Origin of the sequence: Pseudomonas sp. PDM26 (assembly GCF_019219185.1) — a bacterium.
Classification (GTDB): Bacteria; Pseudomonadota; Gammaproteobacteria; order Pseudomonadales; family Pseudomonadaceae; genus Aquipseudomonas.
The window spans coordinates 73,239-99,611 of the sequence record NZ_JAHUWC010000002.1 but is presented as its reverse complement, the minus strand read 5'-3'; the positions used below and the strand labels follow the sequence as shown (position 1 = coordinate 99,611).

At 57.7% G+C, this 26,373-nt stretch carries 24 protein-coding genes; 12 read left to right on the top strand and 12 right to left on the bottom strand.

Going from position 1 to position 26,373, the window contains the following annotated elements; all coding sequences use genetic code 11:
• Positions 1-92: 92 nt before the first annotated feature.
• The gene (locus KW849_RS04485; RefSeq protein WP_218428723.1) at positions 93-1,025 is read right to left on the bottom strand and encodes an AraC family transcriptional regulator; all 933 of its coding nucleotides are present in this window, start codon (positions 1,023-1,025) and stop codon (positions 93-95) included.
• 585 nt (positions 1,026-1,610) lie between these two features.
• Here KW849_RS04485 and KW849_RS04480 point away from each other — a divergent pair.
• The 4 genes from KW849_RS04480 (at position 1,611) to KW849_RS04465 (ending at position 5,543) form a co-directional block, all read left to right on the top strand.
• Positions 1,611-2,960: an MFS transporter gene (locus KW849_RS04480; RefSeq protein WP_218428044.1), complete on the top strand. Its 1,350-nt coding sequence runs from the start codon at positions 1,611-1,613 to the stop codon at positions 2,958-2,960.
• A gap of 99 nt (positions 2,961-3,059) precedes the next feature.
• Complete coding sequence (locus KW849_RS04475) at positions 3,060-3,752, top strand: fumarylacetoacetate hydrolase family protein (RefSeq protein ID WP_218428042.1); 693 nt, start codon at positions 3,060-3,062, stop codon at positions 3,750-3,752.
• A gap of 42 nt (positions 3,753-3,794) precedes the next feature.
• Positions 3,795-4,553 (top strand): SDR family oxidoreductase, encoded by a 759-nt coding sequence (locus tag KW849_RS04470; RefSeq protein WP_218428040.1) that lies wholly within the window; start codon positions 3,795-3,797, stop codon positions 4,551-4,553.
• Between the two features lie 33 nt (positions 4,554-4,586).
• Positions 4,587-5,543, top strand: a complete 957-nt coding sequence (locus KW849_RS04465; protein WP_218428038.1) for a 2-hydroxyacid dehydrogenase — start codon at positions 4,587-4,589, stop codon at positions 5,541-5,543.
• Between the two features lie 73 nt (positions 5,544-5,616).
• On the opposite strand, the gene KW849_RS04460 is transcribed toward KW849_RS04465, so the two are convergent.
• Entirely contained in the window at positions 5,617-6,525 is a 909-nt protein-coding gene (locus KW849_RS04460; protein WP_218428036.1) for an AraC family transcriptional regulator, read from the bottom strand.
• A gap of 165 nt (positions 6,526-6,690) precedes the next feature.
• Here KW849_RS04460 and KW849_RS04455 point away from each other — a divergent pair, with 165 nt between their 5' ends.
• Together KW849_RS04455 and KW849_RS04450 are read left to right on the top strand one after the other, a co-directional pair.
• Positions 6,691-7,776 carry an NAD(P)-dependent alcohol dehydrogenase gene (locus tag KW849_RS04455; RefSeq protein ID WP_218428034.1) on the top strand — a complete coding sequence of 362 codons (1,086 nt, stop codon included), beginning with the start codon at positions 6,691-6,693 and terminating at the stop codon, positions 7,774-7,776.
• Between the two features lie 93 nt (positions 7,777-7,869).
• Complete coding sequence (locus tag KW849_RS04450; protein WP_218428032.1) at positions 7,870-9,078, top strand: MFS transporter; 1,209 nt, start codon at positions 7,870-7,872, stop codon at positions 9,076-9,078.
• A gap of 109 nt (positions 9,079-9,187) precedes the next feature.
• Here KW849_RS04450 and KW849_RS04445 read toward each other — a convergent pair whose 3' ends face one another.
• Positions 9,188-10,177, bottom strand: coding sequence for a 2-oxoglutarate and iron-dependent oxygenase domain-containing protein (locus KW849_RS04445; RefSeq protein WP_218428030.1), 990 nt, complete (start codon positions 10,175-10,177; stop codon positions 9,188-9,190).
• 206 nt (positions 10,178-10,383) lie between these two features.
• Here KW849_RS04445 and KW849_RS04440 point away from each other — a divergent pair, with 206 nt between their 5' ends.
• The 3 genes from KW849_RS04440 to KW849_RS04430 all read left to right on the top strand — a co-directional run bounded on the left by KW849_RS04440 (position 10,384) and on the right by KW849_RS04430 (position 14,208).
• Positions 10,384-12,420, top strand: coding sequence for an NADH:flavin oxidoreductase (locus KW849_RS04440; protein WP_218428028.1), 2,037 nt, complete (start codon positions 10,384-10,386; stop codon positions 12,418-12,420).
• Between the two features lie 219 nt (positions 12,421-12,639).
• Positions 12,640-13,764: an S-(hydroxymethyl)glutathione dehydrogenase/class III alcohol dehydrogenase gene (locus KW849_RS04435; RefSeq protein WP_218428026.1), complete on the top strand. Its 1,125-nt coding sequence runs from the start codon at positions 12,640-12,642 to the stop codon at positions 13,762-13,764.
• A 60-nt stretch (positions 13,765-13,824) separates the two neighbouring features.
• A complete protein-coding gene (locus KW849_RS04430) occupies positions 13,825-14,208 on the top strand; it encodes a VOC family protein (RefSeq protein WP_218428024.1) in 384 nt (127 codons plus the stop codon).
• Between the two features lie 39 nt (positions 14,209-14,247).
• Here the strand turns inward: KW849_RS04430 and KW849_RS04425 are convergent, their stop codons facing one another.
• Together KW849_RS04425 and KW849_RS04420 are read right to left on the bottom strand one after the other, a co-directional pair.
• Positions 14,248-15,033, bottom strand: a complete 786-nt coding sequence (locus tag KW849_RS04425) for a pyrroline-5-carboxylate reductase (RefSeq protein ID WP_218428021.1) — start codon at positions 15,031-15,033, stop codon at positions 14,248-14,250.
• Positions 15,023-15,730, bottom strand: coding sequence for a TetR/AcrR family transcriptional regulator (locus tag KW849_RS04420; RefSeq protein ID WP_108217575.1), 708 nt, complete (start codon positions 15,728-15,730; stop codon positions 15,023-15,025). Before KW849_RS04420 ends, KW849_RS04425 begins: the two co-directional genes overlap by 11 nt.
• Positions 15,731-16,096: 366 nt before the next feature.
• On the opposite strand from KW849_RS04420, the gene KW849_RS04415 reads away from it, so the two are divergent.
• A complete protein-coding gene (locus KW849_RS04415; protein ID WP_218428019.1) occupies positions 16,097-16,864 on the top strand; it encodes an SDR family NAD(P)-dependent oxidoreductase in 768 nt (255 codons plus the stop codon).
• A 12-nt stretch (positions 16,865-16,876) separates the two neighbouring features.
• On the top strand, positions 16,877-17,632 hold the full coding sequence (locus KW849_RS04410) for an SDR family NAD(P)-dependent oxidoreductase (protein WP_218428017.1): 756 nt from the start codon (positions 16,877-16,879) through the stop codon (positions 17,630-17,632).
• Positions 17,633-17,741: 109 nt separating this feature from the next.
• On the opposite strand, the gene KW849_RS04405 is transcribed toward KW849_RS04410, so the two are convergent.
• Positions 17,742-18,521 (bottom strand): SDR family NAD(P)-dependent oxidoreductase, encoded by a 780-nt coding sequence (locus tag KW849_RS04405; protein ID WP_218428015.1) that lies wholly within the window; start codon positions 18,519-18,521, stop codon positions 17,742-17,744.
• 452 nt (positions 18,522-18,973) lie between these two features.
• Between KW849_RS04405 and fdhA the strand changes: the two genes are divergently transcribed.
• Positions 18,974-20,173: a formaldehyde dehydrogenase, glutathione-independent gene (fdhA, locus tag KW849_RS04400; protein ID WP_218428013.1), complete on the top strand. Its 1,200-nt coding sequence runs from the start codon at positions 18,974-18,976 to the stop codon at positions 20,171-20,173.
• A gap of 206 nt (positions 20,174-20,379) precedes the next feature.
• On the opposite strand, the gene KW849_RS04395 is transcribed toward fdhA, so the two are convergent.
• The 6 genes from KW849_RS04395 to KW849_RS04370 all read right to left on the bottom strand — a co-directional run bounded on the left by KW849_RS04395 (position 20,380) and on the right by KW849_RS04370 (position 26,320).
• Positions 20,380-21,309 (bottom strand): DMT family transporter, encoded by a 930-nt coding sequence (locus KW849_RS04395; protein WP_218428011.1) that lies wholly within the window; start codon positions 21,307-21,309, stop codon positions 20,380-20,382.
• A 140-nt stretch (positions 21,310-21,449) separates the two neighbouring features.
• A complete protein-coding gene (locus KW849_RS04390) occupies positions 21,450-22,463 on the bottom strand; it encodes a GlxA family transcriptional regulator (RefSeq protein WP_218428009.1) in 1,014 nt (337 codons plus the stop codon).
• A gap of 37 nt (positions 22,464-22,500) precedes the next feature.
• On the bottom strand, positions 22,501-23,499 hold the full coding sequence (locus KW849_RS04385; RefSeq protein ID WP_218428007.1) for a 4-hydroxyproline epimerase: 999 nt from the start codon (positions 23,497-23,499) through the stop codon (positions 22,501-22,503).
• 12 nt (positions 23,500-23,511) lie between these two features.
• A complete protein-coding gene (locus tag KW849_RS04380; protein WP_218428005.1) occupies positions 23,512-24,360 on the bottom strand; it encodes a proline/glycine betaine ABC transporter permease in 849 nt (282 codons plus the stop codon).
• On the bottom strand, positions 24,357-25,205 hold the full coding sequence (locus tag KW849_RS04375) for a proline/glycine betaine ABC transporter permease (RefSeq protein ID WP_218428003.1): 849 nt from the start codon (positions 25,203-25,205) through the stop codon (positions 24,357-24,359). Before KW849_RS04375 ends, KW849_RS04380 begins: the two co-directional genes overlap by 4 nt.
• Positions 25,202-26,320 carry a glycine betaine/L-proline ABC transporter ATP-binding protein gene (locus KW849_RS04370; RefSeq protein WP_218428001.1) on the bottom strand — a complete coding sequence of 373 codons (1,119 nt, stop codon included), beginning with the start codon at positions 26,318-26,320 and terminating at the stop codon, positions 25,202-25,204. The genes KW849_RS04375 and KW849_RS04370 overlap by 4 nt, the downstream gene beginning before the upstream one ends.
• Positions 26,321-26,373 lie beyond the last annotated feature (53 nt).

Sequence of the window (26,373 nt, the reverse complement as noted above, 5' to 3'; positions counted from 1 at the left end):
CCGTTGGCACGCGCCGGCAAGTCCGGTTTCGGCCAAAGCGGTGCACGTGGATCGACCTCGGTATCTACCGCCACATCACCCACTGCTGTCGATCACGTGCCGGACGGTGATTGCGGAGTATCGGGATTGAGTTGCTGACGCCTGAATTGCCCGGGTGGCTGGCCATGTATCTGGCGAAAGCGTCGGGAAAAATAAGCCTCGTCAGCAAAACCGCACAACCTCGCCACCTCCCCCACCGGTCGTGTCCCATTGAGCAGATAATTGCGTGCCGCGTGCATCCTCCGTTCGAGCACCAGCTCAGTGAAGGTCTTGCCGATTTCCTTGCGCAACCAGTGCGTCAGGTACGTTGGTGACAGGTAAGTCGCAGCAGCCACCTTGATCAGATTGAGATCAGGGTCGGCAATATTCTTGCGCAAGTATTCGGACATCCTGCTCAGCGCGTCGCGCCGGCTTACTTCGGCGGCATTCTCTTCGGCCAATCGTTTGAGCGGCTCGGCATACAAGGCACAAACGCTCCCCAGCAGTTGCAGCAACAACCCCTTGAGCATCTCGCGGGTGCCAAACTGACGGTTCTCATCGAGCACGCGCATCTGCTCGATCAAGCCACAGACTTTGCTGAAATCCTCATCGGCCAGGATGAAATCCAGATGCTCCTGAAAGCGGAACGGTGACAACTCCGGCGCCAGCAGAATCGAGACTTCCTCCAGGTCCATCGGGTCGCACTGCAAATGCGGCAGCAGGAAGGTCTGGGAAAAATTGATCACCATGAAGTTGCTGTCTGCCGGATGCGGAATCACGTGCACGCGATGCGGCAGGATGAAGGCCAGCGTATTGCGCGGAAACGGACGTTCGACGTTGCCGATGTGCTGCACAGTATCGCCACCGAGGTTGACCTGGATCTGGAAATACTCATGGCGATGCGGACTGGTTTCGGCGCGCCGTCCCTTTTTGTCGCGGATGTAGAAGTCCGTCAATTCGCTGCGTTGCTGCATGACGTAAGTGGGTACTCGACTCGGTGACGACATCGCCTGAGGCTCCTCGACAGGTACATGGACAGGTTGTCGTCGCGCCGCGATGCAGGCGGTGACCGCGGTGATTGTGATGGCAGACACCGCTGGGTTCAACACGTCATAGGATGACAATGAAATACAGAGAATTAATTGTATCCGTGTGTGATGTTTCGTCTGTCCAAAAACAACGAGCACACAAAAAACAATTAATCTTTTAAAAACATCTACTTATGAAACACATAAAGCACAACGAAGGAAATTAGCTGATTAGATTTTTCTTGGACACCTGCATTAATCCCCTTTTTCAGAAGAAAAAACGATCTAACGCCTCCATTGATTTTGAAAGGTTGTACGACCACCGTGATAGCCAATTCAGCCCGACCTTTCCAAAAACAATCAAAAGGTGCGCACGTGATGAATCTGTTTTTCCCCCTCGCCAACCCTCCCCCGATCGAGCCAGTCCGAAGGCGTATCTGAGCGCCTGACAGCAGCTGTCCGCGCCTCTCATTCAAGTAGCGATTGCTCTGCCCCGACACTGGGGGCATCGGCTTCGGCTGCGCGCGAACATCTCGATTCTTCTAACAATAAAAAGGTCTACTCATGTCGAACTCGCACACCTCCCCGTCCACCGCGCCGTCGGTGAGCGCCGGCGCCCGGGACGCCGCACTGTCTCAGCGCCTGCCGACACGTCGGCGCTGGTTCATGCTGTCGTTGCTGCTGATTGCAACCATCATCAACTACATCGACCGCGTGAACATCTCGATTGCCGCACCGTTCATGGCCAAGGATCTGGGCCTGGACAAGATCGAAATGGGCCTGATTTTTTCCGCGTTTGCCTGGACCTACGCACTCGCCTTGGTCCCCGCCGGGTTCATTGCCGATCGCTTCGGCTCCCGGTTCACTTACGGGGTGTCGCTGATCAGTTGGTCGACGGTCACCGTGTGCCAAGGCTTTGCCACAGGGTTCGCTTCGCTGTTCGGGCTGCGACTGGCCGTCGGTGCCATGGAAGCTCCAGCGTTTCCGGCCAACAGCCGAGCGGTGACGGTATGGTTTCCGGCCCGCGAACGGGGCTTGGCCAGCAGCATCTATGTGTGCGGCCAGTATTTGGGCACGGCACTGTTTACCGGCGCGCTGTTATGGCTGGCCACGACCTATGACTGGCGACACGTGTTCTACAGCACCGGGATACTTGGCATTGTGTTCGGTGTGATCTGGCTGTACCTGTACCGCGATCCGTTGAACTGCAAGAACGTCAGCCAGGAAGAGCTGAAGTACATCGAAGCCGGGGGTGGACTGGTCAAGAGCAGTCAGGAACGCACCCGGTTCAACTGGCGGCAGATCGCCGAGCTGTTCAGTTATCGGCAGATCTGGGCGATTTGCATCGGCAAGTTCGCCAGCACCTCGGCGTTGTACTTCTTCCTGACCTGGTTCCCGACGTACCTGATCGAAGAGCGCAAGCTGACCATGATCAAGGCCGGGATCTTCGCGGTGCTGCCGTTCGTGGGCGCAACCGTCGGCATTCTGCTGGCCGGCATCGTCTCCGACTTGCTGATCCGCCGCGGCTATTCGATGTCCTTCGCGCGCAAGTTGCCCTTGGTGGTCGGATCAATGCTGGGCATGTCGATCGTCCTGGTGAATTTCACCGACTCGAACGTGATCTGCATTGCCGTGCTGACCATTGCCTTCTTCGCCCAAGGAATCGCCTCGTCATCGTGGGCGGCGGTATCGGAAGTAGCGCCCAAGGAACTGATCGGCCTGACCGGCGGGATCACCAGCCTCGCCGCCAACATCGGCGGGATCGTCACCCCGATCGTGATTGGCGCCATCGTCCACGCGACAGGCTCGTTTGCCTACGCCTTCTGGTTCATTGGCGGCGTGGCGCTGATTGGCACCCTGTCCTATTCGTTGCTGCTCGGGCGCTTGTACCGCATTGAACTCAAGGTGCGCTGAGTCAAAAAAGCCGTATTTCTCCAACACGAGGCGGCATTCGTCCAACTTCGCAAAAGATTGCCGCCGTACGCTGACGCTTCTAACAGGACTACTACAAAAATGACGATGACCGAGTATGTGTTTACCCCGGATCTGCCCGTGACCTTGCCGGTTGCCGGCAGCCAGGAGCGCTTTCCCATTGGCCGGGTATTTTGCGTCGGCCGCAACTACCCTTGGCCAGACACCCAGGGCCAGTCCCGCCAGCCGCCCGTGTTCTTCATGAAACCGGCGAGCAACGTGGTAGATGCGGCGGGTGAAGTGGCGTTCCCGCCGTTGACCGAAGAGTTTGCCCACGAAATCGAATTGGTCGTGGCCATCGGTGAGGGCGGCGCCAATATTCCGCAGAGTCAGGCGCTGGCCTATGTCTGGGGCTATGCCGTCGGTCTTGACCTGACCCGTCGTGATGTCCAGCGCGCGGCCAAAAGCAATGGCTTGCCGTGGGAAGGTGCCAAGGTGTTCGACGGCGCCGCACCGATGACCGCCATCGTGCCGGTGACTCGCGCGGGACACCCGGACGGCGAGTTATGGCTGAACGTCAACGGCGAAGAGCGCCAGCGCGACAGCCTGGACAGTCAGATCTGGTCAGTCAGTGAAATCATCAGCCGAATCTCTCAGTCGGTAGCGCTCAGGGCCGGTGACTTGATCATGACCGGCAGCCCGGCGGGCGTTGATGTGCTGCAGCCGGGCGACATCATCAACGCCGGGATCGACGGCATCGGCCAACTGGAAATGCGCGTCGGTCAGCGACCTTGAACCCGGCACACGCCCTCGTGAATTGAAAAAGGAGATAACAACATGAACAGTCCTTTGAAAGTAGCCCTGGTCACCGGCGCCGGTAGCGGAATCGGCCGCGCCGTGGCCCTGGCTCTGATGGCCGACGGATTTACCCTGGTATTGGCTGGTCGTCGGCCAGAGCCTTTACAGGCATTGCTCGAATTGGCGCTCAGCGAAGGACACGAAGCGTTGGCGGTGCCCACTGATGTGCGCGACCCGGCCAGTGTCGATGCACTGTTTGCAACCATCACCGAGGTATACGGACGCCTCGATGTGGTGTTCAACAACGCCGGGGTCAACGCCCCCGCCGTGCCGCTGGATGAACTGACGTTCGAGCAGTGGCGAAACGTGATCGACACCAACCTCAACGGCGTTTTCCTCTGCGCCCGTGGTGCCTTCGCACTGATGCGCCGGCAGCAGCCACGGGGCGGACGCATCATCAATAACGGCTCGATCTCGGCATATACCCCACGACCGTTCAGCAGCGCCTACACCGCCAGCAAACACGCGGTGCTGGGGCTGACCAAATCCCTGGCCCTGGACGGGCGCGAATTCAACATCGCCTGCAGCCAGATAGACATCGGCAACGCCCTGACCGACATGTCGGTGCGCATGACCAAAGGCGTGCGCCAGGCCAACGGCACCATCGCGGTGGAGCCGATGGTGGACGTCAAGCATGTGGCGGATGCCGTGCGCTACATCGCCGCTCTGCCGTTGGAGGCGAACGTCCTGAACATGACCGTCATGGCCAGCGCCATGCCGTTTGCCGGTCGCGGTTAAACCGGACTTTTTATTCTGTTACGCGAGGTTTACATGAAGCCAGAAGTCTTGCAGCTCAGCCCGATCCTGATCCCCGAAATCAACGCGCGGCTCGATGAGCTGTTTACCGTCAGACGTTACTTCCAGCAGGCCGACAAGCCGGCTTATTTGCAGGTGCACGGCGCGAACATTCGCGGGGTGATCACCGGCGGCCATACCGGTATCAGCCAGGCACTCATGGCGCAATTGCCGAAACTGGAAGTGGTGGCGGTCAATGGCGTGGGCACCGATGCGGTCGACCTGGCTTACGCCAGGGATCGCGGGATCCGCGTGACCGCGACCATCGGCGCGCTGACCGAAGATGTCGCCGACCTGGCCATCGGCTTGTTGATTGCCGTGTGCCGGGGTCTGTGTACCAGTGATCGTTACGTGCGTTCGGGGCAATGGCCCCATAGCCCGACTCCCTTGGCCCCGTTGCCGTTGGCGCGTCAGGTGTCGGGCATGCGCATCGGCATCGTCGGCATGGGTCGAGTCGGCCGTGCCGTGGCGACCCGGGCCGCAGCGTTCGGCTGCCCGATCAGTTACACCGATCTGCAGCCGATGAGCGATGTGAACCACACTTTCATCGCCGATCTGAAGCAGCTAGCCAGCAACAGTGATGCGCTGATTCTCGCGGCCGCTGCCGACAAGGCTGAAGCCATCATCAATGCCGAGGTGCTGCAGGCGCTGGGCAAGGACGGGTATCTGATCAACGTGGCGCGCGGCAAGCTGGTCAACGAGGTCGATCTGGTGGCGGCGCTTGCTGCTGGTGAGATCGCGGGTGCGGCGCTGGATGTGTTTGTCGATGAACCGTACGTCCCCGAGACACTGTTCGGCAACGAGAACGTGGTACTGCAGCCCCATCGCGCCAGTGCGACGCTGCAGACCCGCACGCGAATGGGAGAGATGGTGGTGGCGAGCCTGGTGGACAGTTTCGCCGGGAGAATACCGCAGGGTTCCGTGACTGACTGAAGGTTGGCCGCCGAGGAGACGTTGCGTCCCGCACGTGGACCAACCACCATTTTTGAATGATCTCACCATGTCGCTACCCTGCCCCTCGCAACAGCGCAATATCTCGTTTGGGCGGCACTCCAAATAGTCGGCTGTATTCGCGACTGAACTGCGAAGGGCTTTCATAGCCGACTTTGAACGCCGCGCTGGATACGTCCTGATGCTCGTTGAGCATCAGGCGCCTCGCCTCGTTTAGCCGTAGCCATTTCTGGTACTGCAACGGGCTCATCGCGGTGAGCTGGCGGAAATGGTGGTGAAAAGTCGGCGTGCTCATTTGCACCCGGGCGGCAAGGTCATCGACGCGCAGGGCCGAGGCGTAATTCAACTTCAGCCAATCGATGGCTTTGGCGATCCGATAGCCCTGGCCATCGACAGACGTGATTTGTCGTAACCTGCCCGCCTGATCGCTCTTCAAGAGACGGTAGTGAATTTCACGCTGGATCAAAGGGGCGAGAACAGGAATGGCTTCCGGTTCATCGAGCAGCGCCAACAAGCGCTCGAACGACGCCAGCATGGCTGCGGTCACAGAACCGATGCCCACCCCTTTCGCGACCGAACGTCCACGGGTGGGCGGCAGGTCACTCTGCGCTATCAGCTCTGCCAGCATGCGCAAATCGAGCTTGAGCGTCAGCCCCAGGCACGGTTGTTCCGGGCTCGCCGCAAGCACCTCCGAGTTGGCCGGCAAATCCAGTGAGGTGACCAGAAAACGCGAGGCGTCATACGGATAACCCTCGCCGCCTACCCACAGCTGTTTCTCGCCTTGGGCGACAAGAATGATGCTCGGTTCGACCATGCAAACAACGGGCGGCGACGGGTGTTCGCGCCTGAAGAAGCCGAGGCCCGCAATCGAGGTTGCGTAGTCACCGGGTTTCAAGACCCGCGAGCCAATGACCTGGGCGAGCGCCTCCTGGGGCGATGTGGCGGTTTCGTGTTGGGTCATCATGAACGTCTCATACCTCTTCGCTGAACTCTAACCCGCCCGCACGCAACCGTCCTGCGATTGAACGCAGACTCATAGAATCAGGCAAGTAATCCAGCGGATTGCACTACAGAGAGCCTTGTCAGACCGGGAAAATGTCCATCCGACAAATCCTTTGAGGTCTCTCCCATGCTTGTACAAGCCTATGGTGCTCATGCGGGCGACAAACCCCTTGAGTCTTTGCAGATCAGCCGCCGTCACCCCGCCGCCCATGACGTTCAGATTGATATCGCCTTCTGCGGTATCTGCCATTCGGACTTGCATCAGGTGCGTGCCGAATGGGCAGGCACTCAGTTTCCTTGCGTACCGGGGCACGAAATTGTCGGCCGTGTATCGGCGGTGGGTGCGCACGTTTCGGATTTCACTGTTGGAGACCTGGTCGGCGTTGGTTGCATCGTCGACAGCTGCAAACACTGTGACGACTGTGAAAACGGTCTGGAAAACTACTGCGACGGCATGGTCGGCACCTACAACTTCCCGACCCCGGACGCACCCGGCTGGACGCTCGGCGGCTACTCGCAAAACATTGTGGTGCATGAACGTTATGTTCTGCGCATCCGCCACCCGGAGGAGCAACTGGCCGCCGTCGCGCCGCTGCTGTGCGCGGGCATCACCACGTATTCTCCGCTGCGTCACTGGAACGCCGGGCCGGGCAAGAAAATCGGCGTGGTCGGCATCGGTGGGCTGGGCCACATGGGCATCAAGCTGGCCCATGCGATGGGCGCTCACGTCGTGGCGTTCACCACCTCTGAATCCAAGCGCGAAGCGGCAAAACAACTGGGTGCCGATAAAGTTGTGGTGTCGCGCAACGCTGAAGAAATGGCCGCGCATGCCAAGAGCTTTGACTTCATCCTCAATACCGTCGCAGCCCCGCACGATCTCGATGCCTTCCTGGTTCTGCTCAAGCGAGACGGGGCGCTGACCCTGGTCGGTGCGCCCGCCTCACCTCATCCGTCACCCAACGTGTTCAACCTGATCATGAAGCGCCGGACGATTGCCGGCTCGATGATCGGCGGCATCCCGGAAACGCAGGAGATGCTGGATTTCTGCGCGGAGCACGGCATCGTCGCCGACATCGAGCTCGTTCGAGCCGAGCAGATCAACGAATCCTACGAGCGGATGCTCAAGAGCGACGTGAAGTATCGCTTCGTTATCGACAACGCCACATTGACGGGCGAAGCGAAGAACGAGGTCAACTTGGCGAATGGAACCTGAAGTAATTTGCCGGTGCCCCTGACCGGGCACCGGTTCTCTCTCGTGGCCTCGTTCACGGGACCGCAACGCTTCGCGCATGACAGGATTCAATCAATGACCAGCCACTCCCTCCACGCCCCCCGGAAAGCTGAACCATCGTGGGGCGCCGTATTCGCCATGTCGCTCGCCGCCTTCGTACTGGTGGCATCGGAATTCATGCCCGTCAGCCTGCTGACGCCGATTGCCGCCGATCTGCAGATCACCGAAGGGCAAGCAGGCCAGGGCATTTCTGTCTCTGGGCTGTTTGCGCTGTTCGCCAGCCTCCTGATCGCTGCGGTGGCGGCGCGGGTCGACCGAAAGCCTCTGCTGATGTCACTGACTGTGCTGATGATCATTTCGGGAACAGTGGTCGCGTTCGCGCCGAACTACTGGGTGTTCATGGTCGGCCGCGCACTGATCGGTGTGGCGATAGGCGGCTTCTGGTCGTTGTCGGCGGCAACCGCCATGCGCTTGGTACCTGAAGACCAGATCACTCGCGCTATGGCAATCGTCAACGGCGGCAACGCTCTGGCGACAGTGATTGCAGCACCTTTGGGCAGTTTCCTCGGTTCCTTGATTGGCTGGCGCGGTGCGTTTATGTGCGTCATTCCGGTCGCGGTAGTCGCCAGTGTCTGGCTTTTGTTCAGCCTTCCAGCGATGAAATCGCAAAGCGTTTCAGGCTCTGGAAATGTCTTGAAGTTGATGAAAAGCCTGCCCGTCGCGTTAGGCATGTTGGCGGTCAGTGTCTTTTTCATGGGTCAGTTCATGCTGTTTACCTATTTGCGACCGTTCCTTGAAGCCGTCACGCACGTCAGTGTTTCCATGCTCTCGTTGATGCTGCTCGTCCTCGGTCTGGCGGGCCTCGCGGGAACCTTCCTGATTGAAGCCTTCTTGAAAAATGGCCTGCATCGCACCCTCATCGTCATCCCGATCTTGATGGCGGTGATCGCACTGGCACTGGTTTCATTCGGCAGCTCGGCGGCCACCACCACTGTCTTGCTGGGTCTCTGGGGCCTGGTTGCGACTGCGGCGCCGGTGGGATGGTGGACGTGGCTGGCGAGGACATTGCCAGAGGCAGCTGAAGCGGGCGGCGGTTTAATGGTGGCGATCATTCAATTGGCCATTACCTCGGGTGCAACCGTCGGCGGGCTGGTGTTTGACTCGAGCGGCTATCGAGCGACCTTCGAGTTGAGCGCCGCGTTGCTGGGCGTGGCGGCTGTTCTTGCCTTCCTGGCTGCACGCGCAATCTCGCGGGAGCCTGTTACATCGGTAAACATCGCTTGAAAAAAAACCACAAGACACGCCAAGGCGTTTCTTGTGGTTGTGGTGGAGCATTCGTTCGCAGGCTGGTGACTTTGACCTCCAATCAGCATCTTCGTAGCCAGAAGAACGATCATGCCTTCTCGGTTTCTTTCAGGTGCGCATAGCTATCAACAAATCGCTTAAATTTGTGTTTGCCACACGTGTACGCTTCATACTTCGCAGGCAAAATCTCACTCACGCAGGTTGACACAGGCTCAACAACTGCATCGAAATCCAAATCAATAAAGAACGGTATGGAATAACGTTCCAGGCCGCTGGTATTTATGACGCGATGCATTGTCGATGTGTAGCGATCATTGGTCAGGGTTTGAACCAGATCACCAATATTGACGATAAACGTGCCTTCAACCGGTGGTGCAGTAACCCACTCCCCTGCACGATTCATGACCTGCAAACCGCCAACTGCATCTTGGGACAGGACAGTCAGGAAACCGTAGTCCGTGTGAGCCCCAATACCAATCTCTTCTTGGGAAACCCTACCCATCTGGGGCGGGTAACGCAAAATTCGCTGAATAGTGATGGGCTTGCGCTGAAGACGTTCAAAGTAATCTTGTGGCAAACCTAAACTCAGCGCAATTGCGCCGATGAGCGTTCTCGCGAGCGCCAATACAGCGCCATGATAAGCGTCGGCAACCTTCTCGAATTGCGGCAGTGCGGAAGGCATTTGATTAGGGCCAAAAAATGGAGAAATATCATCGTAATGAGCGCCGTAATCAAAACACTCTTTAAAGTCGCGGGTGTTGGCAGGGTCTACGTTCTCCGCATACATCGGTATATAGCCGCGCAGCGTCAGTCCGGAGTTGACGACATTAAGTTCGTTTTTCTCCTCATATGGAAGCTTGAAAAAATCCTTGCTCAGCCTGTACATGTTGTCTATCAACTGCTGATCAACACCATGATTTTTAATATAAAAAAACCCCACCTTTTCGCATGCATCACCTATCTGGCTTGCCACCTGCAGTGGATTATTACCGTTGATAAGTGGCGACACATCTATGATTGGAATTTCAGTAAAAGCTGTTTGCCTGCTCGCCAAACGAATATCGGATAACGCTGTCACGTAGGCTCTCCTTTTAAAAATTATATTAAGGCAGTGGGTTCAGAAAGACCCCCTGACGATCCCCCCTGTTCGAATCGATCTTAATCCTGGTTTTTCCACCACGCAAGGAAAATGTACACCTGTGTCTCACACATTGACACACATGAACATTCGACATACCGTTATGTCAAACCAAGCCTGATGTTCTGTTCCCGGAGCGCAACACCATGTCCAGCGATCCCTTGCTGCAGCCCTACAAGATCAAGCACCTGACTCTCAAAAACCGGATCATGACCACCTCCCATGAGCCCGCGTATCCTGTCGACGGCATGCCGAAGGACCTGTACCGCGCTTATCACGTTGAGCGCGCGAAGGCCGGTGTGGCGCTGACCATGACCGCAGGCTCCGCCGCTGTTTCCCGCGACAGCCCGCCGGTGTTCAACAACGTGCTGGCGTATAAGGATGAGGTGGTCAAATGGATGAAGGACCTGACCGACGAATGCCACGAACACGGCGCGGCGGTGATGATTCAGTTGACCCACCTGGGAAGGCGCACGCGCTGGGACAAGGCTGACTGGCTCCCGGTCGTATCGCCTTCTCATCGCCGTGAAGCGTCCCACCGGGCCTTTCCGAAAAAGATGGAAGACTGGGACATCGATCGAATCATCAAGGACTACGTGGATGCCGCCGAACGCATGAAGGCGGCGGGTCTCGATGGCCTGGAGTTGCAGGCTTACGGTCACCTCATGGATCAGTTCTGGTCGCCATTGACCAACGATCTTGACGGCCCGTACGGCGGCTCGCTGGAAAACCGACTGCGCTTCACCTTTGACGTCCTGCGCGGTATCCGCCAACGCTGTGGCGAAGACTTCCTGCTCGGGGTGCGCTACACCGGCGATGAAGACCTGCCCGGTGGCTTCGGTGCGAAGGACGGCATGCAGATTTCTCACATGCTCAAGGACAGCGGCCTGGTCGACTTCCTCAACGTCGTACGCGGGCACATTGATACCGATGCCGGCCTGACCGATGTGATTCCGATCCAGGGCATGCGCAACTCGCCGCACCTGGATTTTGCCGGCGAGATCCGCTCGGCCACCGGCTTCCCTACTTTCCATGCAGCCAAGATCCCGGATGTCGCCACGGCTCGACACGCCATTGCCTCCGGCAAGGTAGACATGATCGGCATGACCCGAGCGCACATGACCGATCCGCACATCGTGCGCAAGATCATCGAAAAGCGCGAAGAAGACATCCGCCCCTGTGTAGGTGCGAACTACTGCCTGGACCGCATCTATCAAGGCGGCGCCGCGTATTGCATCCACAACGCCGCAACCGGGCGTGAAACCACCATGCCCCACGAAATTCCCAAGGCGCCGGCCAAGCGCAAGGTGGTGGTGATCGGCACCGGCCCCGCGGGTCTGGAGGCAGCGCGGGTCGCCGGTGAACGTGGCCACGACGTCACGGTGTTCGAAGTCGCCGACCAGCCCGGCGGGCAGATCCGATTGACTGCGCTCAGCGAACGACGCCGCGAGATGATCAGCATCATCGACTGGCGCATGGCGCAATGCGAACGCCTGGGTGTGAAGTTCCACTTCAACACGTGGGCCGAGGCCGAGACGGTCCTGGCTGAAGAGCCGGATGTGGTGATCGTTGCCACGGGTGGCTTGCCGCACACCGAGGTGCTCAAACATGGCAATGAATTGGTGGTGTCGACCTGGGACATCATTTCCGGCGACGTCAAGCCCGGCAAGAACGTGCTGATCTTCGACGACGCGGGCGACCATGCGGCGCTACAAGCAGCAGAGGTCATCGCCAACAGCGGTGCAAAACTGGAGATCGTCACGCCTGACCGGTCGTTTTCGCCGGAGGTGATGGCGATGAACCTGGTGCCTTACATGCGCAGCCTGCAGGACCTGGACGTTACCTTTACGGTCACGTATCGGGTCGACTCCGTAGAGAAGCGCGACGGGCAGTTGGTTGCCAACTTCGGCAGCGATTATGGCCAGGTGCATAAACAGCGGGTGGTCGATCAAGTCGTGATCAACCACGGCACCCTTCCCCTGGACGACTTGTACTTCGATCTGCGACCCCATTCGAGCAATGACGGCGCAGTCGAGCAGCACAATCTGATCGCCGGCAAAACCCAGAACATCGTGACCAACCCTGAAGGCCGTTTCCAACTGTTTCGGATCGGCGATGCGGTCTCGGCGCGCAATACCCACGCCGCCATCTACGATGCGCTGCGGCTACTGAAAGACATCTGAAGTCATGTCCCTGATCTTAAGGTTCAGGGACTGATGCTGCATTTAAGGAGTTCGGTAAACCCGTGGCGAGGGAGCTTGCTCCCGCTTGACCGGGCTGGCGCTCCAGTGCGAAGCGCTCATAAAAATGGGTCTGCTGCGCAGCCCAGCGGGAGCAAGCTCCCTCGCCACGGCTTTATCGTTCTCTCAAGTCAACTGCGTTGCAATTAACGAGGCTTTTCCATGTCAGCACAGACCTTGAAATCCAGGGCTGCTGTCGCGTTCGCCCCCAATGAACCGTTGCAGCTGGTCACCATCGATGTCGCCCCGCCCAAAGCTGGCGAAGTACGGGTTCGCATCGTCGCCACTGGCGTCTGCCACACCGACGCCTTCACCCTTTCGGGAAGCGATCCCGAAGGTATTTTCCCCACTGTGCTGGGGCACGAAGGCGGTGGTGTGGTCGAAGCCATCGGCGAAGGCGTGACTTCGCTGCAAGTCGGCGACCATGTGATTCCGCTCTATACCGCGGAATGTCGGCAGTGCAAATTCTGCCTCTCCGGCAAGACCAACCTCTGCCAGGCCGTCAGGGCGACCCAGGGCAAAGGCCTGATGCCCGACGGCACCTCGCGTTTTTCCTACGACGGCAAGCCACTGTTCCACTACATGGGTTGCTCGACTTTTTCCGAGTACACCGTGCTGCCTGAAATTTCCCTGGCGAAGATTCCAAAGGAGGCTCCGCTGGATCAGGTTTGCCTGCTCGGCTGTGGGGTGACCACGGGCATTGGCGCCGTACTCAACACCGCCAAGGTAGAGGCTGGCGCTAGCGTCGCGATTTTTGGGCTGGGCGGTATCGGTCTCGCCGCAATCATCGGCGCAAAAATGGCCAACGCCGGACGCATCATTGCGATCGATATCAACCCAGCCAAGCGCGATGTTGCTATGTCGCTGGGCGCGACGGATTTCATCAACCCCAAGGAACATGACAAGCCTATCCAGGACGTCATCGCCGAACTCACCGACGGTGGCGTCGATTACTCGTTCGAGTGCGTCGGCAATGTGCAGCTGATGCGAGCGGCACTGGAGTGCTGCCACAAGGGTTGGGGCGAGTCGATCATCATCGGTGTGGCCGGCGCCGGCCAGGAAATCAGCACTCGCCCCTTCCAGCTGGTCACCGGTCGCGTATGGCGTGGTAGCGCTTTCGGCGGCGTAAAAGGTCGCACGGAGCTTCCCGGTTATGTGGAGAAGGCCGGCCGCGGTGAAATCCCGCTGGAAACCTTCATCACCCACAACATGCCCCTGGAAGAGATCAACCAGGCATTCGAGTTGATGCACACCGGGCAAAGCATTCGCACCGTCATTCATTTCTGATATCCGACGGGTCTCCGATCCGTCGACAGTCCAATCACCACCAACAGTAAGGAAACAAAGATGTCTGTTTTTACTCATGTAACCGTCGGCACCAAAGATCTGCAAAAAGCACGCGCATTCTATGATGTCGTTTTGAAGGAGATTGGCCTGAAGCGCGTCGCCGATCTCGACGAGGCCGGCTCCATCTGGGGCATCGATAAGCCTTCGTTCTTCGTACTCAAACCGGCAAATGGAAATCCGGCCACCGTCGGCAACGGTGTCACCGTCAGTTTCGAAGCACCGAACCGCGCTGCGGTCCATGCCTTCCATACAGCCGCATTGGCGAACGGTGGCGTGTGCGAAGGCCTGCCAGGCTCACGTGGCTGGGCTGAAAATGCCTACGCTGCCTACGCCCGGGATCTGGACGGTAACAAGCTGGCCGTTTACTGCTTCAAGGCAGAGTAAACGACGCTTACCGGAGCCCCTGTGGAGGGGCTTCGGTTTTCAGGCCTGAAGCCCTCTTTGGGCAACGGCAGCACCTGCTTGCAAAGCCCTGCCGATTTGTTCTTCGAAGTGCCCTTGCGTCATCGCTTGCAACGCGGCGGCCGTCACCCCTCGATAGGCAACCAACGCGTCGATCATCTGCTGAGCATCGCGGCTGGCCAACAGTTGACTACTGTTTACGACGACATTTTTCGCGGCAAGTTGTGCGATTTCCGCAGGTATGCCTGCGACCATCGCCTGATTGGCCAGCGCCGTCATCAATAACGCAGGAAAGGCCGGGCCGGTGCCCGATAGTGCAGAAAGGTAATCGATGAAATCCTCTTGCTGAACTTCGGCGGCAGTGCCCACACACTCGAAAAGGTGCTGCACGAAATTCTTCGTCGCGGCCTCTATCTCTCCGAAGCAGTACCAAGGCGTAAAAGACTGCCCGATTTCTACCGCCGCGTTGGGCATCGCCCGCACGACCGCCGAAGCCGATGTCTGTTCAGCAATCGCCTGCGCTGTAATCCCGGCCATCAGTGAAATGACTGTTTTGCCCGTCGCGTTGATGTTCAAGCCGGCGAAATGCTCGGGGCGAACCGCGATGATGACTACGTCGCTGCGATCCACCAGGTCCTGGTTATCTGTGACCAGGCAAGCGCCTTGCTGTGCCAATGGATGGCTGCCCGTGCGGTTGGAAATGATCAGATTGCCCGTCGGCACCAATGTCTTTGCCAGCACTGCCTTGGCGATCGCTGCGCCCAACCACCCCGTTCCTCCAATAATGCCTAGCGTCTCATTGAGCATCTGCAGACGTCTCCTCGAAGGTATCTGTCAAGGGCACGAAAACCCCGGGCTCTTTTTCGGCATAGCCGAATTTCCCGTAAAAACGATCCAGCTCGCGCTGCTTGGGTACTTTCCCGGTGAAGATGCTCACGTAATGAGGAATGCGTTGGAAGCGCACAGTGATCAACTCAGTCGTGTTCATGGTGATGTAGCCGATCTGGGTCAAATAAATCGTTCTGGCTCGCGCATCAGCGCCCTGGCTGTCATAGCCGAAGCGCTTGAACATGCTCGCCAGGGCATTCATGCGCTGCTCGTCTACGGTAGCGACCTCTTGAGCCACTTCAGCTGACTGAAGCGCCCAGCTGCGCACGGCGAACTCGAATTGCGAGTCGAACAGTTGCGGGTTGAGCCAGCACTCGAACACATTCAGGATCGCCTCCGAGATGCTTTCGGCATAGCTTTCACTTTGCCGGATCAAGCCCCCCGTATTGGTCTCCCGCCAGCGTGAAAGCAAGGCGGCGAGCAATTGTTCACGATCCTCAAAAAACCAGTAGAAGCTGGTTCGTGACAAGCCCAGGCGCTTGGCCAGCGGCATGACCCGAACGGCATCGATGCCCGATTCCTTCAGGGCTTCGTAGGCGGCTTCGAGCCAACCCTCCGGGGACCCGCGCCAACCTGCATCCTGGGCCTTACCACGTGCCTTCCCTAACTGGGACATCGCGCTCACCTTCTTCAAAAATGCGTAACGCGAATGTACTCTGATGCCTCATCAAATGTACACCTAAGTACATTTTATTGACTTCGTAGCCTTAGCATGCCTGTTTCTCCACACGCTTCAAAGGAATACGCACTAGCCACATTGGGATCATTGGAGATTCCCATCCAGAGACAGAAAGCGCGGAGCACAAAGAAAACAAACTTCGTGCGCCGCTCCGTTGGGCTGTCTTGGGCGCGATTCCATTCTCGAGTCAGTAATTTTAGATAACGCCTGGTTATCTTTGGCCCAGTAAAAAAGTTGCTAGACGCTGCGATCCATTGAAATTAAATAATGGCTGCGCCAAAAAACTACCAGGCAGGTTGCCATATGAAATTCAATAATAAAGTGGTGCTCATTACCGGCGCTGCCGGCGGTGTCGGACAAGCGTTAGCGTTATTGTTCGCCCGAGAAGGCGCAAAACTTGTTTTATCTGATCTTGACGAAGCCGGTTGCAAATCAATCTCAGCCAAAGTTCGTGACTTGGGCGCCGAAGTGCACTACGTGGCAGGCGATTTACGCCGAAAAGAATACTGCGAAGCGATTGTCCAAACTGCCGTAGATATTTTTTCGGGGATCGATATCGTGTTGAACAATGCGGGCATCATTCCCCGCGGCACGATTGAGGAAACCACTGACGACATGTGGTTTGACGCCATGGGCGTAAACCTGAATGCAGTGTTCTTCATCTGCCGTGCCGCGATACCGCACATGAAAAATCGTCCGGGCGCCGCAATCGTCAACACATCATCTGTCTGGGGAATTTATCCAGGCCCCGCCCACGTGGCGTATTGCACAAGCAAAGGGGCCGTCGCGGCTTTAACCAAAAATCTGGGTCGCGATTGCGCCCCTTTGGGCATCCGTGTCAATGCTGTGTGCCCGCACGAAATCAATACCCCGATGATACGCAGCGGCTTTGAACGTCGCGGCCTGGATCCGGACAAAGCCGTGCAAGAGCTAAACAAGAGCGTGCCATTAGGCCGTATCGCCGAACCTGAAGACATTGCGGATGTCATCGCATTTCTGGCGTCCGACGAGGCCAGGTACATCGCCGGTGAAACGGTAGAAGTCACAGGCGCCAAGCCGGTATCCGGCTAAGGAGAAGTAGCGATGCTCAATGGTAAAAATGTAGTGGTGACCGGGGGTGGCAGAGGGATTGGTCGAGGCATCACCGAACAATTGCTTGAGGCGGGAGCTACTGTGTTGATCGCTCAGCGTCAGGCACTGGACGCCGACTTGCAAAATCACCCTCAGGTCTATTTCGTCGAGGCAGATCTCACTTCGGTGGAGTCCCCCGATGTGATCGCGCAAATAGCCCGGGAGCAGCTCGGCGGAGTCGATGTCCTGGTGAATAATGCGGGGTTCATGTTCGAAAAATCGATTGATGAGATGACCGAGCAGGACTGGGATCGCATGATGGCTGTCAATCTGCGGGCGCCAGCGTTCTTGTGCAAGGCGTTGGTGCCCCAGATGCGTCAGCGAGGCGGTGGCAGCATCATCAACATCGGGTCGATCGAAGGGATAGGCGCCAACCCTGAACATGCCGCGTACTGTGCCTCCAAGGCCGGTATCCATGGGCTGACCCGAGCCTTGGCAGTCGATCTCGGCCGGGACGGCATCCGCTGCAATGCCATTGCTCCAGGGTGGATCAATTCCGAGTTGAGTGATGCGTACCTCGCCGCTCAAGCTGATCCCCATGCGGCGCGCCAGGCACTCCTGCGCCTTCATCCGGTCGGACGTACCGGATTGCCGACGGATGTTGGCGGGACAGTCGTTTTCCTGGCCTCGGAGTCATCGGCCTTCATCACCGGGCAGGTGCTCGTGGTGGATGGGGGGCGCACAGCGAAACTACCACTGCCATTTTGATCGAATCAGCCTGACTTGCGACGGAGGGAGTCACTTACCCACCTCCGTCGCAGGTTGCGCGAAGCCAGACTCTGGCTCGCTGCAAAATTTTGCAGCGGACACGCATTCATTACTTGGGCGCTTTGTTTTCTATCAGGCAATTGCCACCATCGACCACCAGCAACTCACCGGTAATGTAACTGGACTCAGGTGAGGCCAGGAACGTAACGGCAGCAGCCACTTCTTCCGGGCGACCGGCCCTGCCAACCGGGACGTACTTCGCTGCATTCACTTCCTCTGGGGTACTTGACCCAGTGGCGATCCAGCCCGGCGCGACCGAGTTCACAGTGATTCCATAGCCCGCAACCTCAAGGGCCAGGCTCATGTTCATACCCACCATTCCCGCTTTGGCCGCAGCATAAGCCGCCTCTCCTGGATTACCCGCCCGAGTGCCTGTCGTGGAGCTGACATTGACGATACGACCGTAGTGTCTGTTGCGCATCCCCGGCAAAACTCCACGGGTGAGCAGAAAGGCGGTTGTCAGATTTCGAGCGATTGAAAGATTCCAGCTATCGACACTCATGTCCGCCAGATCGGCAAAAGGCTCCGGATGACCCTGCGCAGCCATCCCGGCATTGTTCACCAGAATATCGATTCGCCCCCATACCGATTCTGCCCAAGTGGTAAGTTCAAGGACTTGATCCTCTTTACTCAAGTCTGCCTCACGACCTTGCGCTTCAAATCCTGCGGCACGTAACTCCTCCACCCGATCATGGATGCGAGCACTGCTGCCTGTGACGATCAACCTCACACCCAGGTTGCCCAGTCGCTTCGCAATCGCAATGCCAATGCCTCGCTCACTACCCGCGCCACTGACAAGCGCTACCTGACCAGTCCAGTCCGCAATCATCGCGCTTGCTCCTATCGTCCGGGGTTAGCCCCTGAATCCATGGAAACTGAGGGGAAAGAGAGACTTAACCTAACGCTGCAGGTGGATATCTGGGGATACAGGCACTGATCCTGTTGGTAAGTACTGCGTCCTCATAGAAGATCCAGGCTGAATCATAGACGCATCAGGCACGCAGGGATGCATACCTCCAGCAAGCATCGGAACCTGCGATGGCGATTGTTCGGAGCATGGCTGGAAACAGGTGATGATTGGGTGCCAAATGCCCTCGCAGAGTGCTGATACCAGGCGTAGGATTGATGCGATGACTGCTAATTACGCATGGTTGGAAGGTGACTTCCAACCAATTCTGCATCACACGCAAACGCAAGACATATACCGCCGCACTGTAAGGCCGCGCGCCCCTTCGCAGTACAAGGGCCGTGTTCTCACAACAACAAAAGCGAGGTGAAAGCATGTCTGGTAATCGTGGTGTCGTGTATCTCGGCGCAGGCAAGGTCGAGGTGCAGACCATCCCCTATCCGAAAATGGAAGACCCACGCGGCAAGCGCATCGACCATGGCGTGATCCTGCGCGTGGTTTCGACCAATATCTGCGGCTCCGACCAGCATATGGTGCGTGGCCGGACCACGGCCCAGGTCGGGCTGGTGCTTGGCCATGAGATCACCGGCGAGGTGATCGAGAGGGGCCGTGACGTGGAAAACGTGCAGATCGGTGACCTGGTCTCGGTGCCGTTCAACGTCGCCTGCGGCCGTTGTCGCAGCTGCAAGGAACAGCACACCGGCGTCTGCCTGACGGTCAACCCGGCGCGCCCCGGCGGTGCCTATGGCTATGTGGACATGGGCGACTGGGTTGGCGGCCAGGCCGAATACGTGCTGGTGCCGTATGCCGACTTCAACCTGTTGAAGCTGCCCGACCGCGACAAGGCCATGGAGAAAATCCGCGACCTGACCTGCCTCTCCGATATCCTGCCGACCGGCTACCACGGCGCGGTGACCGCCGGTGTCGGCCCTGGCAGCACGGTGTATATCGCCGGTGCCGGTCCGGTCGGACTGGCTGCTGCCGCCTCCGCCCGTCTGCTGGGTGCGGCGGTGGTGATCGTCGGTGACGTCAATCCGCTGCGTCTGGCGCATGCCAAGGCCCAAGGCTTCGAGATCGCCGACCTGACCCAGGACACTCCGCTGCACGAGCAAATCGCCAACCTGCTCGGTGAGCCGGAAGTCGATTGTGCGGTCGATGCGGTCGGCTTCGAAGCCCGTGGCCACGGCCATGACGGCGCGCAGCACGAGGCCCCGGCCGATGTGCTCAACGCGCTGATGGGCGTGGTGCGGGTCGCCGGCAATATCGGTATCCCCGGTCTGTATGTCACCGAAGACCCTGGCGCGGCCAACAAAGCCGCCAAGCATGGCAGCCTGAACATCCGTTTCGGCCTCGGCTGGGCCAAGTCCCACAGCTTCCACACCGGCCAGACCCCGACGATGAAGTACAACCGTCAGCTGATGCAGGCGATCATGTGGGACCGGATCAACATTGCCGAGGTTGTCGGCGTGCAGGTGATCAGCCTGGACGACGCGCCGCGCGGTTACCACGAGTTCGATGCCGGGGCGCCGAAGAAATTCGTCATGGATCCGCACAAGCTGTTTATCGCGGCCTAAGGAGCAGGAGGGCATGAGGGGGCGTGCACCGCAACAGCACCGCGAGGCGAGCTAACGCTCGACCTCGTTGTTTGGTGGTGCACGCGTTCCCCTGTAGGAGCTGCCGAAGGCTGCGATCTTTTGATCTAGATCTTCAGCAATCTCCAGATCGCAAAAGCAAGATCAAAAGATCGCAGCCTTCGGCAGCTCCTACCACTCAGGTACGTTCACGCCTTCGCTTTAATCGCATACAGCCCACCGATAATCACCAACGCTGCGCCGACAACCACCCAGGTATCAGGGCGCTCGGAAAAGACGATCACACCAATCAACGTGGCGAACACCAGAAGCGCATAGTTGAAAGGCTGCAGTGTAGAAGCGGTCGCGTATTTCAGTGCTTGAATAAGCAGTATCTGAGCGACTACTCCCGTCAATGACAGGATCCCCATCAAGAGGCCCTGGACCGGAGTCGGAGAAACCCATGCGGGCAGCCCCACAAATGTGATCGTCAGGGCACCCACACTTGCCATAAAAAGCATGTTCGTCGCAAAGGAATCGTGCTGGCTAATTCGGCGCGTCAGTACATTGAATACTGCAAACCCCAAAGCAGACAGCAGGGGAATCAGCGCTGCGAGTTCAAAGACGCCCGCGCCTGGTCGGAGGATGATCAGTGTCCCGGTGAACCCTATGGCAGCCGCTATCCAACGTCGTAGCCCGACAAACTCTCCCAGCAGCCCCCCCGCCAATGCCAAAGTCATCAGAGGGAATACCGCATAGAGAGCATGCATTTCAGCCAGGCCTAAATAACGCAGCCCGACTCCGAACAGTACTATTTCACCCACGGCTAACAGCGCTCGAATGATTTGGAGCCAAGGGTGCTTGCTCCGAAACTGTTCCTTGACCCTACCTTGGTAGGCGGCATATCCGAAGGCAAAAACGACAAATACCCAATAGCGCACCATGACCAGTTGGGCAACCGGGAGGTCTTTGACAAGCACCTTGGTTATTCCGTCCTGGCTCGCAAAGATAAGCATTGAAAGCAGGCATAGGAAAATCCCGAGTTGGGGCCTTGTGACCCCAGGACCAGCGGCAACGGTGGGCGTAGTCAAGTACGCCGTGTTTTTTGTTTGATCGCTCTTCAATCGCACTTCGCTCATGCCCTCCTCCTTAGCGTGTCAGCAACATCAGGTTTTGAAGCGTTTCACTAACGCATCCAGCACAAACAGCCACGCCACGAAGTCGTTAGCCCACCGTCGCGGTAAACACCGCCAATCACAAAGGTTTGATCAGGCGTACTTTATTTCACCAGCCGTGTTTCTCTCGAAGGCCGGTAACCAAAGTACGAGCTGTAGCATTTGCTGAAATGGCTCGGTGAAACAAAGCCGCATGCGACCAGCACATCAACCTGAGACAGCTCTGTGTGCTGAAGTAATCGCCGTGCTTCGGTAATGCGTAATTCCAGGTAATACCGTTGCGGTGTGGTACCCAGTTGTTCTTTGAACAAGCGCTCTATTTGTCGACGGGAACGTCCGGCATAGACCGCCAGTTGCTCCATTTGCAACGGTTCTTCAAGGTTGGCGTCCATCAGTTTGACCACCTCTTTGAGGGGGGCGCTCAACGAGATGTTCTGTGTCGGTTTGATACGCCGATACCGCGACTCCTCGAAAGACAGAATGTCTTCGATGCCCTCGACAAGCGCCTTGCCGTGCAGCCCTTTGATCCACTCGAGAGCCATATGATAAGCACCCGCCGGACTCGAAGCCGTGAGCCTGTCTCGATCCATGACAAATGCTTCACTGGTGACATGCGTGACTTTTGAAATTTCTGCGAGCGCAGGTCGGTGTTCGGGATGAATCGCACAACGATACCCCTCAAGCAAACCTGACACGCCCAAAAACCACGCCCCATTCCACAGCCCGGCCAGGGTGATACCCAGTTCCGATGCCGTTTTAAGGATGCTGATCAGCTCGTGATTGACTTTGAGTTCAGTGCGATAGCCGCCGCATATGACCAGCAAATCAAGGTCTTTGAGTGCTGCCACGTCCAAACGCGCATCCGGTCGAATGATCAGGCCAAGGTCGCTGGTGACCTCTCCGTCCTGCAACCCGAAGGTTCGTGAAGAGAACAACGTAGGCCGCAAAAGGTTGGCAGTGACAATCGTATCGAGCGCCTGCGTAAATGCAGGCAACGAGAAGTGCTCGAGCAGTAAAAAACCTGCCCGGGCATGAGCCGTCGGCTCGCTGCGAGTCTCTTCCAGATAGCGCAGGTTTTTACCTTTCATACACCCGCTGAAATCTCGTCGTTCGATCACTTTACGCCTCGCTTGTTTACTCTAACGAACGCACTGTTTATGCGAGCTGGAACCCGTGGGCCAGAGGGTCCTTGTCATCGACAAAAATAGTGTTGTGACCTATCACCTCAGCCCAGCCGCTGACACTTGGCTTCATTGCGTCGAAGGTTCCGACTTTTACCGACGCCTCAACCTTTCCTTCGTAGATTGTACCGATCAGACTTTCAAGTCGGTAAATATCACCGACGTTCAGCTGCCCCTTTGCGAAGAGCTGAGCCATCCGTGCCGAGGTACCGGTACCGCCGGGAGAACGATCAATAGCTTTATCACCGTAGAACACTGCACAGCGGCCATGCACGGTTCTACTCTGTGGTTTGTCACACCAGATGATGTGATGAACACCACTGATTCTACTGTTCTCTGGATGCACAGGGTCACAAATGGCCGAGAGCGCTGCGCGCAGCTTCTGGCTCAACCCCACGATGTCAGCCGTCGTCTGCCCTTCGAACCCAGTCCAGCACGCCTGTGGTTCGACCACCGCATAGAAATTCCCGCCGTAGGCGATGTCCACCGTAAACGTACCAATACCAGGTACTTTTACCACCACATCGGCGCTGTGCAGGTAGCTGGCTACGTTGAACAAGCGAATCGACTCGACAAATTCACCGCCCAGGGTGTATTCGACATCGACCCGTCCCGCCGGTGTTTCAATCGCCAGTTTTCCCGGCTCACGAGGCGTCACCAGGCCCTCTTCAATGACCACGGTCGATAATCCGATGGTGCCCGCGCCACACATCGGCAGGCAGCCGCTGACTTCGATAAACAGCGCACCGAAGTCGCAGTCATCACGTACCGATGGATAAATAATGACACCAGACATGATGTCGTGTCCCCGAGGTTCGAACATCAATGCGGTACGTACCCAGTCGTGGTCACGCACGAAAATATCGCGACGTTCGGCCATCGATACGGAGGGCATCAGCGGCGCTCCGCCCGCTACAACCCGAACCGGGTTGCCGCACGCGTGCGAATCAATGCAAAAAAAGCTGCGTCTCATACTGATGCCCTTTCAAAGGAGTTTGCTGGGGGAGTGACGCTGCAACGCGCCCCGTGACAGTCGATCCAACAGCAGTGCAATAGCGACAATGGCCAGGCCCGCTCGAAGGCCTAATCCCATCTCCATCCTGGAGAGGCCACGGGTCACTTCAGCCCCCAGACCGCCCGCCCCCACCAGACCTGCCAGTACCACCATCGCCAGCGACATGAGGATGCATTGGTTCAGGCCTACCAACAGCGTGGGTGCGGCAGTCGGCAGTTCAATTTTGAACAGAACGTCTTTAGGTGAAGCACCGGACGCCTGGCCCAACTCAAGGAGATCCTTGGGCAGCTGTTTGAAGGCCAGGGTCGTCAATCTGAGCATCGGCGGGATGCCGTAAACAATCGTTGCGATGATCGCGGGCACCCGTCCCAAACTGAACAGCATCACTGCGGGGATCAGGTAAACCCAGGGCGGCACGGTTTGCATGATGTTCAGAATCGGCAGCAACGCTTCATCTACACGCTTCACCCGGGCCGCCAGAACTCCCAGCGGGAAAGCGATGGACACCGAGATCAGGACGGCCACACTGACGAGCGCGATCGTCTGGATGGACGCGACCCAAAGGCCAGCGAACAAACAGAAAGCCAACATCACCGCAGCGAAAACAGCGACCCGCTTATTGGCAAAAAAGAACGCCGCGACGACGACAATACCGATGAACAAATACGGATGGGGTGCCAGCAGTGCTCCCTCCACTGCACCGAGTACCGCCTCAACGACCTGACTGATCCCTTTGAACAAACCATGTAAATTCGTGTTCAGCCAATCAACGGCAGGCGCCAGGTAATCGCCTGGAGAAAATTGAATGTGCGTTGTCATTGGGAAGCCCCCACCCGCGCCTGTGCAGCGCTCTGCGCCAAACGATCCAGAATCATGGTCAGAATGACGATTGCGATGGCTGCGTTGATCGACTTGGCGATATCCAAAGTACGGATGGACCCGTAAATCGCCTCGCCCAAACCGCCCGAACCTACAATGCCTGCAATGACAACCATGCCGAATGCCATCATCAGGCTTTGGTTAACGCCAGCCATGATGCTGGGCATGGCGAACGGTAAGCGGATCTTGAAAAACATCTGCATACCCGTCACGCCGCTGGCATCTCCCAACTCGATGAACTCCTTGGGCGTCATGCGAATACCCAGGGAGGTCAGTCGTAGCGCAGGGGGAAGCGCGACGATAAAAGTCGCCAACAGCGCCGTGGCAGGGCCGTAGCCGAGCAGTGCAATGGCCGGTAGCAGGTAGATGTAGGGCGGCATCGTCTGGATCAAATCCAGACAAGGATCAACCACACGATCAAAGGCCGGCGCCAGACCCGCGATGACTCCCAGCGGAATGGCGACCGCCAGTGCCAACACGGTAGCGGTGAGCACCAGTGCAAGCGTACTGACTGTCTGTGGCCACAACCCGATGAGGTCGCACAGCAACAATGCCAGACCTGAGAGAATCGCGAAGCGAACGCCAGCCACACGCCAGCCAATCAACGCCAGGACAATCGCCACAACGTAATGCGCTGGATAAGCGATACACCACAGCACGCCTTCGTAAATGCCATTGAGCACCGCATTGACGGCATCGAACACGAACTCGCCATTATCTGAAAGCCATTCCAACCCCGTATCAATGGATGCATCGAACTGACTGGAAAAATCCGGCGTGCTCATGCGGACGCCTCCATCGCATTGGCAGTTGCTAAGGGCGCCAATTCATTGGGAATACCTTGCACGCCCCGCAGCAGATCACGCGGGGTAATGATCCCGACCACTGTGCCGTTATCGACGACGGCGAGCGCGTCACGCTCGGACTTCATCGTTAATCCGATAAGTTCATCGATATCGGCGTCAAGCGAGGTTTTGGTCAGCCTGGAGATGTCGCATGTCGGGTGTGCTGCCTTGTAGGCCTGGACCGACGTCATGACCGAGTGAGCCTTGACCAGATGCAATCGGGAAATGCCGGCGACGAATTCCGCCACGTAGTCGTCAGCCGGGTTGAGCACGATTTCCTCGGCGGTGCCAACCTGAATGATGGCGCCATCCTTCATGATCGCAATGCGGTCACCGATGCGGATGGCCTCGTCCAGGTCGTGTGTAATGAACACCGCGGACTTGCCCAGCTCCTTGGTCAGCTGGCGGAACTCATCCTGCAACTGTCGGCGAATCAGCGGATCAAGCGCGCTGAACGGCTCATCCATCAAGATTATTTCCGGGTCGGCAGTGAGTGCACGCGCCAGTCCGACCCGTTGTTGCATGCCGCCGGACAGCTCGCCTGGATAGCGTGAAGTCCACTCGCTCAATCCAACCTTCGCCAGCGCCTGCTCGGCCACTTTGTAACGTTCAGCCTTGCCCACACCCTGCACTTCCAGGCCAAACGCGGTGTTCTCAAGAACCGTACGGTTAGGCAGCAAGGCAACGCTTTGAAAGACCATACCGATGTGACGCGCCCTCACCTCTCGCAGTTGTGCCGGCGACAAGGATGAAACGTCCTTGCCTTTGACCAGCACCTTCCCCGAGCTCGGGGTGATCAGCTTGTTCAGCAACCGTATAAGGGTGGATTTGCCACTGCCGGACAAACCCATGATGCAAAAGATTTCCCCCCGGCGAACCTGGAGACTGACATCGGAAACCCCGACCACACAGCCATAGTTTTGCAGGATCCGGGTCTTTGAAAGACCCTGCTGAACAACCGCATCCATGGCTGTCGGTGCATTTTTACCGAAGATCTTCCAAACCGACTGGCAATCCACCAGCACTTCGTCAGTATTAATTGTGGCCATCGTCATTTCGCAATCCATCGAACCAGTTGTTTGCTGGTTTTTTTAATTAATCAAAGGGC

Excerpts from the sequence above, each read along its gene's own strand:
- fdhA (WP_218428013.1), top strand. The coding sequence starts at position 18,974 with ATGTCTGGTAATCGTGGTGTCGTGTATCTCGGCGCAGGCAAGGTCGAG.
- KW849_RS04430 (WP_218428024.1), top strand. The coding sequence starts at position 13,825 with ATGTCTGTTTTTACTCATGTAACCGTCGGCACCAAAGATCTGCAAAAA.
- KW849_RS04450 (WP_218428032.1), top strand. The coding sequence starts at position 7,870 with ATGACCAGCCACTCCCTCCACGCCCCCCGGAAAGCTGAACCATCGTGG.
- KW849_RS04420 (WP_108217575.1), bottom strand. The coding sequence starts at position 15,730 with ATGTCCCAGTTAGGGAAGGCACGTGGTAAGGCCCAGGATGCAGGTTGG.
- KW849_RS04410 (WP_218428017.1), top strand. The coding sequence starts at position 16,877 with ATGCTCAATGGTAAAAATGTAGTGGTGACCGGGGGTGGCAGAGGGATT.
- KW849_RS04395 (WP_218428011.1), bottom strand. The coding sequence starts at position 21,309 with ATGAGCGAAGTGCGATTGAAGAGCGATCAAACAAAAAACACGGCGTAC.
- KW849_RS04480 (WP_218428044.1), top strand. The coding sequence starts at position 1,611 with ATGTCGAACTCGCACACCTCCCCGTCCACCGCGCCGTCGGTGAGCGCC.
- KW849_RS04470 (WP_218428040.1), top strand. The coding sequence starts at position 3,795 with ATGAACAGTCCTTTGAAAGTAGCCCTGGTCACCGGCGCCGGTAGCGGA.
- KW849_RS04415 (WP_218428019.1), top strand. The coding sequence starts at position 16,097 with ATGAAATTCAATAATAAAGTGGTGCTCATTACCGGCGCTGCCGGCGGT.
- KW849_RS04460 (WP_218428036.1), bottom strand. The coding sequence starts at position 6,525 with ATGATGACCCAACACGAAACCGCCACATCGCCCCAGGAGGCGCTCGCC.
- KW849_RS04425 (WP_218428021.1), bottom strand. The coding sequence starts at position 15,033 with ATGCTCAATGAGACGCTAGGCATTATTGGAGGAACGGGGTGGTTGGGC.
- KW849_RS04375 (WP_218428003.1), bottom strand. The coding sequence starts at position 25,205 with ATGAGCACGCCGGATTTTTCCAGTCAGTTCGATGCATCCATTGATACG.
- KW849_RS04380 (WP_218428005.1), bottom strand. The coding sequence starts at position 24,360 with ATGACAACGCACATTCAATTTTCTCCAGGCGATTACCTGGCGCCTGCC.
- KW849_RS04435 (WP_218428026.1), top strand. The coding sequence starts at position 12,640 with ATGTCAGCACAGACCTTGAAATCCAGGGCTGCTGTCGCGTTCGCCCCC.
- KW849_RS04475 (WP_218428042.1), top strand. The coding sequence starts at position 3,060 with ATGACGATGACCGAGTATGTGTTTACCCCGGATCTGCCCGTGACCTTG.
- KW849_RS04405 (WP_218428015.1), bottom strand. The coding sequence starts at position 18,521 with ATGATTGCGGACTGGACTGGTCAGGTAGCGCTTGTCAGTGGCGCGGGT.
- KW849_RS04440 (WP_218428028.1), top strand. The coding sequence starts at position 10,384 with ATGTCCAGCGATCCCTTGCTGCAGCCCTACAAGATCAAGCACCTGACT.
- KW849_RS04385 (WP_218428007.1), bottom strand. The coding sequence starts at position 23,499 with ATGAGACGCAGCTTTTTTTGCATTGATTCGCACGCGTGCGGCAACCCG.
- KW849_RS04465 (WP_218428038.1), top strand. The coding sequence starts at position 4,587 with ATGAAGCCAGAAGTCTTGCAGCTCAGCCCGATCCTGATCCCCGAAATC.
- KW849_RS04455 (WP_218428034.1), top strand. The coding sequence starts at position 6,691 with ATGCTTGTACAAGCCTATGGTGCTCATGCGGGCGACAAACCCCTTGAG.
- KW849_RS04370 (WP_218428001.1), bottom strand. The coding sequence starts at position 26,320 with ATGACGATGGCCACAATTAATACTGACGAAGTGCTGGTGGATTGCCAG.
- KW849_RS04485 (WP_218428723.1), bottom strand. The coding sequence starts at position 1,025 with ATGTCGTCACCGAGTCGAGTACCCACTTACGTCATGCAGCAACGCAGC.